The following is a 13,633-nucleotide window of genomic DNA, read 5'->3' as shown; positions in this document are numbered from 1 at the left end:
ATACTAATCGGCGTTATTATTTGTTCAGCATTTGCGAACCGTTTTTTTATCTGTTTTATATGAAAGTCATTAACTTCCCTTCCGAGGATCCGGCTAATTTAGCTGGATAAACTATGTTAAATAGCATTTTATTCATTTTTGGTCTGATTGCCGCCAGTGCATTTTTTTCGATATCAGAAATTTCTCTGGCTGCTTCACGTAAAATTAAGCTCAAATTATTAGCTGACGATGGTAATGTGAACGCGCAACATGTTCTCAAAATGCAGGAGAACCCCGGCACCTTCTTTACTGTAGTACAAATTGGGCTTAATGCGGTGGCGATCCTGGGCGGTATCGTCGGCGACGCTGCGTTCTCACCGGTTTTCAATAGCCTGTTGAGCCGCTATATGCCCCATGAAATTTCCGAACAACTGAGCTTTATTCTCTCTTTTACGCTGGTCACCAGTCTGTTTATTCTGTTTGCTGACCTGGCTCCGAAACGCATCGCGATGACTGAACCGGAAACCGTGGTTTTACGAATCATCAACCCGATGCGCTTCTGTCTGCTGGTTTTCCGCCCGATAGTGTGGTTATTCAATGGGCTGGCGAACCATCTCTTTCGCTTCTTCAATATTCCGATGGTGCGTAAAGAAGATATTACGTCTGATGATATCTACGCGGTTGTCGAAGCCGGTGCCCTGGCAGGCGTGCTGCGTAAACAGGAACATGAACTGATCGAGAACGTATTCGAACTGGAATCCCGCACCGTACCCTCATCCATGACGCCGCGCGAAAGTGTTATCTGGTTTGACTTACATGAAGATGAACAAACGCTGAAGGAAAAAATTGCCGCCCATTCGCACTCCAAATTTCTGGTCTGTAATGAAGATATCGACCATATTATTGGCTACGTTGACTCAAAGGATTTACTCAACCGGGTTCTGGCTAATCAAAGCCTGGTACTGACCGGGGGTGTCCAGATCCGTAATACGCTGATTGTGCCTGATACCCTGACCTTGTCAGATGCTCTGGAGAGCTTTAAAGCGGCGGGAGAAGATTTTGCCGTGATCATGAACGAATATGCGTTAGTGGTGGGAATTATCACCCTTAATGACGTCATGACAACCCTGATGGGCGATCTGGTCGGCCAGGGGCTGGAAGAACAAATTGTCGCGCGAGATGGTGATTCATGGCTGGTGGATGGGGGAACACCGATTGATGATGTCATGCGGGTACTGGATATTGATGAATTTCCGCAATCTGACAGCTATGAAACAATTGGCGGTTTTATGATGTTTATGCTGCGTAAGATCCCCAAACGTACTGACGCGGTAAAATTCTCCGGTTATAAGTTTGAAGTGGTCGATATCGATAATTACCGCATCGACCAGTTACTGGTAACCCGGATCGACGATAAAACCGCGGCCTCTCCGGTCAAACACGATGAAGAGATAGCGGGCGAACAGGAGTCGGTACAATAATCGCTGACGGCTCCTGAGGGAGCCGTTTTTCCGCGCTCATCCCTTTAACACGCCCCTGCCTGCAGCCGATCAGTCAACAGAGACCCGAAAGCCGGGATTCAGGAAAGATTCGCGTGGCGTATAGTCCAGCTCTGCTCCCTGCCAGTCGCGAATATGTGCCCCTGCCGCCAGGGCGATAGCATGACCCGCTGCTGTATCCCAGATATTGGTCGGCCCGAAGCGGGGATAGATCTGAGCGGCTCCTTCTGCTACCAGACAAAATTTCAGTGATGAACCGATCGATGTTGTCTGATGTTCACCGATTTCTGCCAGATACGCCTGCAACTGGCGATCATTCGCGTGGGAATGACTGATAACAATACGCGGCGGCTGACTATCCCGAACCTGAATAGGTTGACGAACCCCCTTTTCTTCTTTGTATGCCCGCCCCGCGGCGGCGCAATACAACACCTGGAAGACAGGAACATAAATCACACCAAGAACCGGTTTTCCCTGCTCAATCAGTGCAATATTGACAGTAAATTCACCATTACGTTTAATAAACTCTTTCGTACCATCCAGCGGATCGACCAGCCAGTAACGTTGCCAGTGCTGACGCACAGGCCACTTCTCCGGTGCCTCTTCAGAGAGCACAGGAATATCCGGTGTCAGCGTCTGCAAGCCATGAAGTATCACCTCATGAGCCGCAACATCTGCCGCCGTTACCGGAGAGTCGTCTGCTTTAAGGGTCATATTAACCGGTTTTTCGCCGTTATAAACCGCCATAATGGCGTGACCGGCAGTACGTGCAATCTGACTTATTTGGCCTAACATGTTTCCTCCCTATGACTATCCCCTTTCAGCCATGCGGATAGCAGAACAATAACGCCATTACTTTCTTTTCTTATGGTTAGCCAGTACCACCGGCAGATGCAACTCAACCCAGTCGGCTAATGCAGCAACTTTTTCACTCACCTGTTCGCCGAGCGGGGTCAGACTGTATTCGACATGCGGCGGCACGACCGGCCGGGAAAAGCGATTAATAAAACCATCCTCTTCCAGCGCCTGCAATGACTGGGCCAGCATCTTTTCACTGACGCCACCCATCTTACGTCGTAACTCACTGAAGCGGTGCGTACCTGTACGTAGTGCCATCAAAATTAATATTCCCCAGCGGCTGGTCACATGTTTCAGGACATCGCGCGATGGGCAGGCTTCAGCGAACAGATTACCACGACATATCTGTTCACTCAGCGTTAGGCTATTCTTTTTCATACTTACCTTTTTGTACGTACTTACTAAAAGTTAGTAACAATGCTAATTTAGCATCATTGTCACTCAATACGAAGGAGAATCTGATGATCGCAATTACCGGTGCCACTGGCCAGCTGGGCCAACTGGTGATACAAAATCTGTTAAAAACTGTACCGGCCAGCCAGATTGTGGCCATTGTCCGTAACCCGGAAAAAGCGCAAGGGCTGCGCCAGCAGGGGATTACTATACGCCAGGCGGATTATACTGATCAGCCCGCACTGGAGAAGGCGCTACAGGGCATCGATAAGCTGCTGTTTATCTCTGCCAGCGAGCCCGGTCAGCGCATACAGCAACACCGCAATGTTATCAATGCGGCTAAAACTGCCGGTGTGAAATTTATCGCTTATACCAGCCTGCTACATGCAGATAAAGCCCTGCTTGGCCTCTGTGATGAACATATTGTCACTGAGCAAATGCTGGCTGACGCCGGTATTCCATACACACTCCTGCGCAATGGCTGGTACATTGAAAATTATCTTGCCAGTGTGCCAGCGGCGCTCGAGCATGGCGTCTTTATCGGTGCGGCGGGTGAGGGAAAAATTGCCGCCGCGCCGCGCGCTGATTATGCCCAGGCAGCGGCCAGGGTGATGACTGAAACCGGTCATGCCGGAAAAGTCTATGAGCTGGCCGCCGATAAAAGCTGGACACTGAGTGAACTGGTGGCGGAGCTAAGTCAGCAAAGTGGTAAAAACGTCACCTATCAGAATCTCAGCGAAGCTGATTTCGTGGATGCACTGAAAAGTGCTGGCCTGCCAGCGGGACTGGCAGAGATGCTGGCAAATTCAGATATCGGTGCGTCGAAAGGCGGTTTATTCGACGATAGCCATGCCCTTAGTGCGCTGATGGGTCACCCCACGACATCCCTGACGGAGAGTATCCGCACCATTCTGTAATCTCTGATCGCGATTTGTACCGCGTTCTCAGTTGATCACACAACGCAGGTGACCGGTTACAGATAAAAAAACAGGGCTAACAGCTTGTCACACCCGGCTGTTAGCCCTCGTTTTTACTTTCCTTCGCGCTTTTTATTGCCCGTCAGTAGCCATCCTGCTGCCAGCAAAATAAACCACAATGGCGTCACAATGAGCGACTGGCAGGTATCTTTTTCCAGCGTTAACAGCACCAGAACGAAGGCAAAAAACGCCAGACAAACCCAGGACATGAATCGACCATATGGCATTTTATAGGCCGACTGCTGATGTAGTTGCGGGCGTTTTTTGCGATAGACCAGATACGAGCACAGAATAATGCTCCAGACAAACATAAACAGAATCGCCGATACCGTGGTGATCATAGTAAACGCAGAAATAACGCTGGGATTAACAATCAACATCACCACGCCCCCCAGCAGACACATACAGGAGAAGGTCAGACCTTTTGCCGGTATGGCGCGTTTTGAAAGTTTGGCAAACATCGCGGGGGCCTGACCATCCTGCGCCAGACCAAACAGCATACGACTGGTCGAGAAGACACCACTGTTAGCCGAAGAGGCAGCGGAAGTCAGCACCACAAAGTTAATCAGGCTGGCGGCAGAAGGGAGCCCTGCCAGCACAAACAGAGCGACAAAGGGACTGCGTGCGGGGTCCACCGCGCTCCACGGAGTTACCGACATAATCACGATCAAAGCAAAAACGTAAAACATGATGATACGGAGCGGGATAGAGTTAATCGCCCGTGGCAGCGATTTTTCTGGGTCTTTAGTTTCTGCTGCCGTCGTCCCCACCAGTTCAATCCCAACGAAAGCAAAAATCGCTATCTGGAAACCGGCAAAGAATCCACTGATGCCTTTCGGGAACCAGCCGCCTTCATTCCACAGATGGGCAAAAGAAGCTTCTATACCGTCAGGGGATGTAAAATGCATCAGTACCATCACCAGACCTACCACGATCAGTACAATAATCGCGATAACTTTAATCATCGCAAACCAGAATTCCATCTCACCAAACATTTTCACCGTGACCAGATTCAGACCCAGCAGTAGCAGGATCACGGTCAGCGAGGCCACCCAGTCAGAAAGCCCGGGAAACCAGAAATGCGCATAGGCGGTGATCGCAACGACATCGGCCATTCCGGTAACGACCCAGCAGAACCAGTAAGTCCAGCCGGTAAAATAGCCCGCCCATGGCCCAAGCAGGTCAGCGGCAAAATCACTGAATGATTTATACTCCAGATTTGACAGCAGCAGCTCACCCATCGCCCGCATCACAAAAAACAGCATAAAGCCAATTATCATATAAACAAAAATGATCGATGGCCCGGCGAGACTGATCGTTTTTCCTGACCCCATAAATAGCCCGGTGCCGATAGCGCCACCAATAGCAATCAGCTGAATATGTCGGTTGGTAAGATTTCTCTGCAGCGACTGCTCGCCTGTCGCCGGCGTTTCGGCATCGACTTTGCTATTATCTACCATGTCATTTTTTCCTGTCTGTGTTGTTCAGGTTCTGATGGCTCATCATTCGGCATCATTCCGCAAAATATTGCCCGATATCAGATAAGAATCGAAAAGATGAATACGATGATTTTGCTACAACAAAAATTTTTATAGTTTCATTAAGAACCTGGTCCATCAGGATTATTTTGTATCCCTCGACAATACACGATGGCTGCGTACACCATTCAGATTGCCGGATTCATTCCCTGAACTGATCGACGGAAATAAAAATCAGGCTCACTGATTCCGTCGTCAGCATATAGGCAATCTAAATGGTTGTGAATCGATTTACTGCCGTCAGTCACAGCCGTTGAAGCGCTTTCCCCAACAAGGGGGGAAGCGCGACGCAATCAGATAATATCCAGGAGTTCAACTTCAAAAATCAGCGTGCTAAACGGAGGAATAGAAGCCCCTGCCCCACGTTCACCATAAGCCAGATGGTGCGGGATCGTCAGTTCCCATTTCGAGCCAACAGGCATTAGCGTCAGTGCCTCGATCCAGCCACCAATCACCCCCGTAACCGGAAATTCTGCTGGCTCACCGCGTGCCACCGAACTATCAAACACCGTACCGTCTATCAGTTTACCTGTATAGTGTACCCGAACCCGATCAGAACGCGCCGGGATCGCCCCCTGTCCCTGAGTCAGCACACGAAATTGCAAACCCGATTCAGTGCTGTTTACGCCTTCTCGTTCACGGTTTTCATCCAGATATTTCTGACCTTCTGCCGCCATCGCCTGTGAGCGTTCACGCCGTGCGGCATCAGCACGCTGATGCATTTCACGTAATGCACGATGAATCGTTTCCACGGGCACTTGCGGTTGCTGGCCTGCCAGCGCATCAGCGATACCGGCAGTCAGCGCATCCACTTGTAGCCCCTCAAGACCGGATTCGCTCAGTTGTTGTCCTACCTGCAGGCCAATACCATAACTTGCCTGTGCTTCAAGTATGTCAAATGTCGGGATTGCCATTTATTATTCCTTTTTTCAGGGAGATCGATACTGAAAACAAAGGCGAAGCATATCAGCCATTGCCGATCGGGTAAAACTTTGTCGTCGGGAATAATGACAAATCAGCGCGAAACGGAAACAATAGTCATGTCAGCGCAATCGGGTGAGAAAATATTTTTATTTCGACAACCCCTTTAGCACCTGGCATACCAGGCTCTGCCAGTCCGGATACGGACAGCGTGAGAAACCGCAGCGTACCGCCAGCAGGTAAGATTTTTGCCACGGCCCTGGGCCAGAATGGCAAGCAAATTAGCCCTGATGGGCCAGACTACTCTGATACTCCAGGGAGCGAAAATAACGATATGCCTAGCAAGAAAAAAATCATACCGCAGTCGATTGATATTCAGACAATAGTGAAAACGATCTGGCACGCAACGGATCATGTTCGCATAATGGCTTTTCTGCCACTGATGCATCGGCGGGGGATAATGGCATGTATTATATTAATTATTATCGGTATTTTACTTCCAGGAGAGGAGCCTGTACCACCGGTTCAGCACCTGCAGGAAATCGATGTCGCGCCATCCTCTTCACTCTCTCAGCAGGCCATGTCATTACCACCGGTGACCTCCTCTTTGATAATCAATGATGATGATCAAATCGCCCCGCTGGTTCCGGAACCTGTACAGGAAGAAATCGTGGAACGAAATCACACTGCTACCCCGATCCAACAACAACCGGTGATCGCGAGGGGAGAGAGACAACAATGGTATATTTATCATATAGAAGCGGGCAAAACACTCGCCCAGCTATTTCGTGATCATAACCTTCCCCCTGCCGACGTCTATGCGATGGCTCAAATAGAAGGTGCGGATAAACCGTTAAGCACATTACGCACCGGACAACCAGTACAGATCCGACATAATGCGAGTGGCGTGGTCACCGGACTGGCGATTGATACCGACAAGGGACAACAGGTGCTGTTTACTCGTCAGCCAGATGGTCGTTTTATTCGTACACGCTAACGCATTCACGGTAGGAGCAAACCGGTAGCGATAACGCAAAAAATAAAACGCTGGCTTAATGCCAGCGTTTTGATATCAACCGGGTAATAAATTACTCAGCGACAATATTGACTACCAGTTCCGCGAAGACTTCGCTATGAACCTGGAAGTGTACGACGTGTTCACCGGTGGTGCGTAGAACACCATTCGGCAAGCGTACTTCACTTTTAGCAATTTCGACACCAGCAGCAGTGATTGCATCTGCAATATCGCGCGTGCCGATAGAACCGAACAGTTTACCTTCATCACCTGATTTAGAGGTGATGATCACGCTTGCCAGTGCATTGATGGCTTCAGCACGTGCATTAGCAGCTGCCAGGGTGGCGGCCAGTTTTGCTTCCAGCTCAGCACGACGCGCTTCAAAGTACTCAATATTCTTTTTAGTAGCCGGAACCGCTTTACCTTGTGGTACCAGATAGTTACGAGCATAACCTGCTTTAACATTAACCTGATCACCCAGGCTACCGAGGTTTGCTACTTTATCAAGCAGAATAACTTGCATTACCTTATCCTCTTAAAGTCGTATTAATGGACTGCGACCGATTACTGATGGCGATCAGTGTACGGCAGCAGGGACAAGTAACGCGCACGTTTAATAGCGCGTGCCAGTTGACGCTGATATTTTGCACGGGTACCGGTAATACGGCTCGGGACAATTTTACCACTTTCAGTAATATAGTTTTTCAGCGTAGCGATGTCTTTATAGTCGATCTCTTGAACGCCTTCCGCGGTGAAACGGCAGAACTTACGACGACGGAAATAACGTGCCATATGGCTAGTCTCCAGAATCTATCAATTCAATCTGCTCGGCATGCAGAACCAGTTTGCTTAAGCCATTTTTCGCCTGATGACAAGAAATGAAACCACAAATGGTTATATGGCTGCCGACCGTTATACTGTGAGTAATGGTCTGGTTTCGCTGTCCGCTAATAATAACGGGCATCTGACACCATGCCTGCCGGTAAAAACCGGCTTCCTCCTGTACAGAATGGTGCTCAAGCACAAACTGACAGTGAGGGATCCCTGATGGACTCATCTGACGCAGTGGCGCCCTGCATACAATGCCGGACAACACCAGACGATTGGTCATCAGGATTACTCTTCAGAATCCCCAGCTTCAGAATCATCTGCGGCTTCGTTAGCAAAATCTTCGCGACGTTCACGACGCTCATCTTTCGCTTTTACCATCGGAGATGCTTCGGTAACCGCGTGTTTAGTACGCATTACCATGCTACGGATAACGGCGTCGTTAAAGCGGAAGTTAGTTTCCAGCTCATCGATCACTTCCTGCGGTGCTTCCACGTTCATCAGAACATAGTGTGCCTTGTGCAGTTTGTTGATCGGATAAGCCAGCTGACGGCGCCCCCAGTCTTCCAGACGATGGATCGTACCCCCGGCCGCAGTAATAGTACCGGTGTAACGTTCAATCATACCTGGAACCTGTTCGCTCTGGTCAGGATGAACCATAAAAACGATTTCGTAATGACGCATCAAATTGCTCCTTACGGATTATTCAGCCTCCTGTCTGGGTCAGCCGCAGCCCACAGAGGCAAGGAACGTGTTAAAGGACGGCCGAAAAATTGACGCGCCATTTTACTTTCGTCATCTGGAGAAGACAAGCAGATGATATAAATAATTTTTCTGCTCACTAAATAACTTCGCAAAATAATAGATCACTTTGAGGGAACTCAGCCCGGATTTTGCGATCTGATCAATCGCCAGACATCACAAATCACAAACCGGACTGAGCGATGCCGATCATAGCAGCTATTTCTCCTGAAGAACGACGTTTTATGCGTAAAGAAGCACAGCAGACTCGCGATAAAAACGATGCACGGCGGCTAATCGCTATGCTTATGTTGCATCAGGGAATGACTGTTACCGATGTCGCCCGACTGCTCTGTGCCGCCCGTTCATCTGTGGGCCGCTGGATAAACGGGTTCACGTTATAGGGTACTGAAGGCCTCAGAAGCCTCAGACCCGGACGAGAGCAGCACTGGCCTGTTACCGATATCTTACGGGTTCTGCCATTGCTGATTCAGCGTACCCCGAAAGATTATGGCTGGTTACGTTCACGGTGGAGTACAGAATTGCTGGCCCGTATCGTCAACCAGGTTTTTAATATAACGCTTCATCGTTCAACGCTGCACCGCTACCTGAAACAGGCGGGAATAGTCTGGAGAAGAGCAGCGCCCACGCTGAAAATCAGAGACCCGCATTATGATGAAAAACAGTCCGCTATAGAGCAGGCTCTGGCTCAGGATCAGGCAGAAAATCCGGTGTTTTATCAGGATGAAGTTGATATTGACCTGAACCCAAAAATCGGCGCTGACTGGATGCTCAGAGGACAACAGAAACAAGTTGCCACGCCGGGACAGAATCAGAAGCATTACCTGGCCGGGGCGCTGCATGCAGATACAGGAAAAGTTCATTACGTCAGTGGCAGCAATAAGAACTCTGATTTATTTATCCGTTTGCTGGAAACACTCCGCCGCACATACCGTCGGGCAAAGACCATCACGGTGATAGCAGATAACTACGTTATTCATAAAAGCCGGAAAGTGGAGCACTGGCTGGATGCTAACGAAGCTGACCGTCGAAACAGCGCTCAATGTAATGCGGAGTTAACTGAGCACCTCGGGTATGATAAAAACACCAGAAAATCAGGCACAAATACCCGCAATGGCTACTCGTCTAAAACCCTGCTTTGCGACGATGGCCAGATTGAAATCAGTACGCCACGTGACCGCGAAAATACCTTTGAACCTCAGCTTATTAAGAAGAACCAGACCCGTATCACACAGATGGACAGCCAGATTTTGTCCCTGTATGCCAGAGGCATGACCATACGTGAAATCGTTGATACATTTAAGGAAATGTATGATGCGGATGTGTCACCCACTCTGATATCTAAAGTCACTGATGCGGTGAAAGAACAGGTTATCGAATGGCAAAACCGCCCGCTGGATGCCCTGTATCCCATTGTTTACCTTGACTGTATTTTCATAAAAGTCCGTCATAATGGCAGCGTGATTAACAAAGCCGTGTTCCTCGCGCTGGGTATTAATACCTCAGGTCATAAGGAACTGCCGGGTATGTGGCTGGCCGAAAACGAAGGGGCAAAATTCTGGCTCAGTGTCCTGACAGAGCTGAAAAACCGGGGTCCTGATTGCCTGTGTGGACGGCCTGAAGGGCTTTCCGGATGCCATCAACAGTGTTTACCCGCAGACCCATGTCCAGTTGTGCATCATTCACATGGTACGCAACAGTCTGAAATACGTATCGTGGAAGGACTACAAAGCCGTTACCGGTGGCCTGAAAGCGGTGTATCAGGCCGCCACAGAGGAAGCGGCACTGATGGCACTGGATAAGTTTGCCAGCGAATGGGATGAGAAATACCCACAAATCAGTAAGAGCTGGCGTGCGCACTGGGAAAATCTCAATACGTTCTTCGGTTATCCGCCCGATATCCTTTGTTTATCATGTGTATTGTCTCAGATGTTAACTTCAGACAACAATAGTTAAGGCTCAGTGAGCCCGACGTCAAAACCCAGCCTTAAAATTCCACGGATTCTGGATTTTACGTATTGCGATTCTCTTACCAGGCATACCCCTCTCTCCAGAATGATGGGGGAGAGATATGGATTAAAAATCAATGCATTAAGAATAATTCTGGCGAGATAAACGCCCTTCCGGCCGGATGAATGCCGATTCTGACAAAATGAACAGTAATTATGGTCATGGTGCAAAATCGTGATATTTTTCGCCGGAATACACGTTCAGTGATTCAGCCGGAAACTATCGGGGATAATTTCCGATCGCCCTGTTCACAGCCGCAAATGCTTTTCTCACCTCACTTTCGCTGTCCACCAGAGCCGTTCGCGCCTGGATTGCGCTGCGCTGGCTGTCCAGAACGTTGATAAAATCCGTCATTCCGCCTTTATAACGGGCATCGGTGATGGACAGCGCTTCTTCAGCGCTTTTTACCTGCTGTTGCTGCTGATGCAGTTTTTGCTGCGCCGCAGTATACCGGTTCAGGGCATCATCGATTTCCTGCCACGCTTTCAGCACGGTTTTATGAAAGTCCACGGCCGCCTGCTGCTGTTCCACCTCACGCAACACCACCACCGATTTCCGTTTGCCATAATCGAACAACGGCAGGTCGAGGCTGGGGCCAATGGACCAGGTTCGGGTACCCCATTGACCAAAATCACTCCCCTTCCAGGTGTCATAGCCAAAGCGCCCGCCCAGCGTGATGCTGGGATACAATTCCGCTTTAGCTACACCAATCCGCGCGGTGGCGGCATGAAGTTTTGCTTCGGCAGAACGGATATCCGGACGGTTGATTGCCACCTGCGAGGGCAGCCCGGCGTTCAGTGCCGGCAGTGCGGTCTGACCGGCGCTGTTATATTGCGGGCCCAGTTCTTTCTGAAGTTCCCCTGGTCGTTCACCCAGCAGCAGCAGGATCTGGTTGATGGTCTGTCCCTCCTGCCGACGCAGATCAACCTGTTTTGCCCGGGTGGCAGCCAGTTCGGCCTGCTGACGCTCCAGCGCGCTGTAATCCAGCGAGCCCCCCTGTGTCTGCGCCCTGATTAAGGCCAGCCGCTCATCCATCGACCGCTCATCTTCCTTTGCCAGCGCAATTTGCTGCTGAATATCCCGCAGTGTGTAATAGTTCGTCACCACATCGCTGATGATGCTCAGTTGCGCCTGCGCCAGCAGGGCTTTCTGCGCTTCGGTGTCGGCACCGGCGGCTTCCACGGCCCGGCGAACATGACCCCATAAATCAATTTCCCAGGAAAAATCCACGCCTGCCTGATACCAGGAGTACGGCTGCCCGAACATGTCAAGCAACGAGTCTGCATTCGTACCCGAATAGACTTCACTGATAAGCCGTGTGCTGCTCCCCTTCTCACCGATCTTTTCCCGGCTGACTTTTCCCGAAAGGGTGACTTCCGGCAACTGCGCCGCCGAAGTCTGAGAGCCCTGCGCGCGGGCGGCGGCAAAATTCAGCGCTGCGGTTTTCAAATCCGGGCTGGCGCTCAGCGCCTTCGTGACCAGTTGATTAAGAATGGGGTCGTGGTAACTTTCCCACCAGCGGATATTGATCTGTGCATCGCTTCCCGGCAACTGATGCAGCGACGCATCGCCACTGCGCCATGCCGACCAGTCCGAAGGATGGTCAACCTGTGGTTTTTGATAATCCGGGCCAACAGTACAACCGCTCAGCGCCAGCATAAGCGCCAGTGCTGGCATAGCAAGCAAAGAGGGGTGCGAAGCAGAGGTAAAACAAGATGTCATATCAGAAACCTGCTGTCAGTAAAGACGGTTGCGGAAAAGCCAGGCCGCCAGCGGTAGCGTAATGGCCGCCATAATCAATAGTGGAATAAAATCAAACGCGATATCGGAGAATACGGCGCCTTCCAGATAAACCCGGCGCACCAGGTCAATGGCGAAACGCAGTGGGTTGGCATAGGTCAGCGTATTCAGAAAATCCGGCATCGTCTGGACCGGTGTGAGTAGTCCGGAAAGCAACATCAGCGGCATGATCAGCAGGAAGGTATACAGCATGGCCTGCTGCATATTAACGGACACCGCCGACAACGACAGTCCCAGGCCAACCGCCGCAATATTGAAACCCAACAACCCCAGGTACAACAGCCACAGCGAACCGTTCATCGGGATACGGAACCAGAACAGAATAATCAGCAGAATAATGGTGGACTGCACCAGCCCGACCACGATGGAGGGCAGAGCCTTACCGATCAGGATCTGCATCGGGGTATAAGGGGTGACCAGCAGTTGATCGAAGGTGCCCTGCTCCCGCTCCCGTGCCACCGACAAAGAAGCCAGCAGCAGCGTCTGCATCATGCTCAGCGAGGCAATCAGCGTCGGCATCATACTCCAGCGGGACTCCAGATTCGGGTTATACCAGGCCCGGGTTTCCAGGGAGACGGCGGCTGAAGTACCGCGATTCTGCTGGTTAAAATCAGACACCACTGCGCTCACATAGCTCGCGGCAGCGCCGGCCGTAGAAGAGTTCCGGCCATCAAGGATCACCTGCAGCGGGGATGCCTCCCCCCCGTTCAGTTTCACCGCAAAATCCGGCGGAAAAGTGATAACCAGCAACGCCCTGCCGCTGGTTATGGTGTCGGCAATTTCAGACGCGGAGGTCAGGGTGGCAGTCCGGTGGAAGACACCGGTGCCGTCCAGATGAGAAATCAGCAGCGTGGATGGCTGACTTCTGCTCTGATCGAGCACGGCGTAATCAACGTTGTTGACATCATAATTAGCCGCATAGCCAAACAACAGTGCCTGAAGAAACGCCGGCGCAAATAAAATCACCCGGTTGGCCGGCTCCTTGAGGATAGTCAGCACCTCTTTACGGATAAGAAACCCTACACGCCGGAGCCAGATAATACATGTTTCCAT

The 13,633-nt window shown here is 50.6% G+C and carries 14 protein-coding genes and 2 pseudogenes; 5 read left to right on the top strand and 11 right to left on the bottom strand.

Features of this window, described 5'->3' with window-relative positions; all coding sequences use genetic code 11:
* Positions 1 to 113 precede the first annotated feature (113 nt).
* Complete coding sequence (locus tag PT300_05130; GenBank protein ID MDF7680025.1) at positions 114 to 1,460, top strand: hemolysin family protein; 1,347 nt, start codon at positions 114 to 116, stop codon at positions 1,458 to 1,460.
* A gap of 69 nt (positions 1,461 to 1,529) precedes the next feature.
* On the opposite strand, the gene cysQ is transcribed toward PT300_05130, so the two are convergent.
* Together cysQ and PT300_05120 are read right to left on the bottom strand one after the other, a co-directional pair.
* The gene (gene cysQ, locus PT300_05125) at positions 1,530 to 2,273 is read right to left on the bottom strand and encodes a 3'(2'),5'-bisphosphate nucleotidase CysQ (protein MDF7680024.1); all 744 of its coding nucleotides are present in this window, start codon (positions 2,271 to 2,273) and stop codon (positions 1,530 to 1,532) included.
* Between the two features lie 57 nt (positions 2,274 to 2,330).
* Complete coding sequence (locus PT300_05120) at positions 2,331 to 2,714, bottom strand: helix-turn-helix domain-containing protein (protein MDF7680023.1); 384 nt, start codon at positions 2,712 to 2,714, stop codon at positions 2,331 to 2,333.
* Positions 2,715 to 2,797: 83 nt separating this feature from the next.
* On the opposite strand from PT300_05120, the gene PT300_05115 reads away from it, so the two are divergent.
* Entirely contained in the window at positions 2,798 to 3,646 is an 849-nt protein-coding gene (locus PT300_05115; GenBank protein MDF7680022.1) for an SDR family oxidoreductase, read from the top strand.
* 113 nt (positions 3,647 to 3,759) lie between these two features.
* Here the strand turns inward: PT300_05115 and cycA are convergent, their stop codons facing one another.
* The 3 genes from cycA to PT300_05100 all read right to left on the bottom strand — a co-directional run bounded on the left by cycA (position 3,760) and on the right by PT300_05100 (position 6,420).
* On the bottom strand, positions 3,760 to 5,166 hold the full coding sequence (gene cycA / locus PT300_05110; protein MDF7680021.1) for a D-serine/D-alanine/glycine transporter: 1,407 nt from the start codon (positions 5,164 to 5,166) through the stop codon (positions 3,760 to 3,762).
* Between the two features lie 371 nt (positions 5,167 to 5,537).
* Complete coding sequence (gene fklB / locus PT300_05105; protein ID MDF7680020.1) at positions 5,538 to 6,158, bottom strand: FKBP-type peptidyl-prolyl cis-trans isomerase; 621 nt, start codon at positions 6,156 to 6,158, stop codon at positions 5,538 to 5,540.
* Positions 6,159 to 6,282: 124 nt separating this feature from the next.
* Positions 6,283 to 6,420: a hypothetical protein gene (locus PT300_05100; protein MDF7680019.1), complete on the bottom strand. Its 138-nt coding sequence runs from the start codon at positions 6,418 to 6,420 to the stop codon at positions 6,283 to 6,285.
* Positions 6,421 to 6,520: 100 nt separating this feature from the next.
* On the opposite strand from PT300_05100, the gene PT300_05095 reads away from it, so the two are divergent.
* Positions 6,521 to 7,162, top strand: coding sequence for a LysM-like peptidoglycan-binding domain-containing protein (locus tag PT300_05095; GenBank protein MDF7680018.1), 642 nt, complete (start codon positions 6,521 to 6,523; stop codon positions 7,160 to 7,162).
* A 91-nt stretch (positions 7,163 to 7,253) separates the two neighbouring features.
* Here PT300_05095 and rplI read toward each other — a convergent pair whose 3' ends face one another.
* The 4 genes from rplI to rpsF are packed head-to-tail and all read right to left on the bottom strand — an operon-like array spanning position 7,254 to position 8,692.
* Positions 7,254 to 7,703, bottom strand: coding sequence for a 50S ribosomal protein L9 (rplI, locus tag PT300_05090; GenBank protein MDF7680017.1), 450 nt, complete (start codon positions 7,701 to 7,703; stop codon positions 7,254 to 7,256).
* A 41-nt stretch (positions 7,704 to 7,744) separates the two neighbouring features.
* On the bottom strand, positions 7,745 to 7,972 hold the full coding sequence (gene rpsR, locus PT300_05085) for a 30S ribosomal protein S18 (GenBank protein MDF7680016.1): 228 nt from the start codon (positions 7,970 to 7,972) through the stop codon (positions 7,745 to 7,747).
* A gap of 4 nt (positions 7,973 to 7,976) precedes the next feature.
* Entirely contained in the window at positions 7,977 to 8,291 is a 315-nt protein-coding gene (priB, locus tag PT300_05080; GenBank protein MDF7680015.1) for a primosomal replication protein N, read from the bottom strand.
* A 5-nt stretch (positions 8,292 to 8,296) separates the two neighbouring features.
* Positions 8,297 to 8,692, bottom strand: coding sequence for a 30S ribosomal protein S6 (gene rpsF / locus PT300_05075; GenBank protein MDF7680014.1), 396 nt, complete (start codon positions 8,690 to 8,692; stop codon positions 8,297 to 8,299).
* A gap of 260 nt (positions 8,693 to 8,952) precedes the next feature.
* Between rpsF and PT300_05070 the strand changes: the two are divergent.
* Positions 8,953 to 9,780 (top strand): annotated as a pseudogene (locus tag PT300_05070) (IS630 family transposase).
* Between the two features lie 36 nt (positions 9,781 to 9,816).
* Positions 9,817 to 10,672, top strand: a pseudogene (locus PT300_05065) (IS256 family transposase).
* 327 nt (positions 10,673 to 10,999) lie between these two features.
* Here the strand turns inward: PT300_05065 and PT300_05060 are convergent.
* Complete coding sequence (locus tag PT300_05060) at positions 11,000 to 12,502, bottom strand: efflux transporter outer membrane subunit (GenBank protein MDF7680013.1); 1,503 nt, start codon at positions 12,500 to 12,502, stop codon at positions 11,000 to 11,002.
* Between the two features lie 15 nt (positions 12,503 to 12,517).
* A complete protein-coding gene (locus tag PT300_05055; GenBank protein MDF7680012.1) occupies positions 12,518 to 13,633 on the bottom strand; it encodes an ABC transporter permease in 1,116 nt (371 codons plus the stop codon).

It is taken from the genome of Enterobacteriaceae bacterium ESL0689 (assembly GCA_029433525.1).
GTDB lineage: Bacteria > Pseudomonadota > Gammaproteobacteria > Enterobacterales > Enterobacteriaceae > JAQTIF01.
Note: the sequence above shows the minus strand (reverse complement) of the source record. Positions and strands in the feature narration are given on the sequence as shown.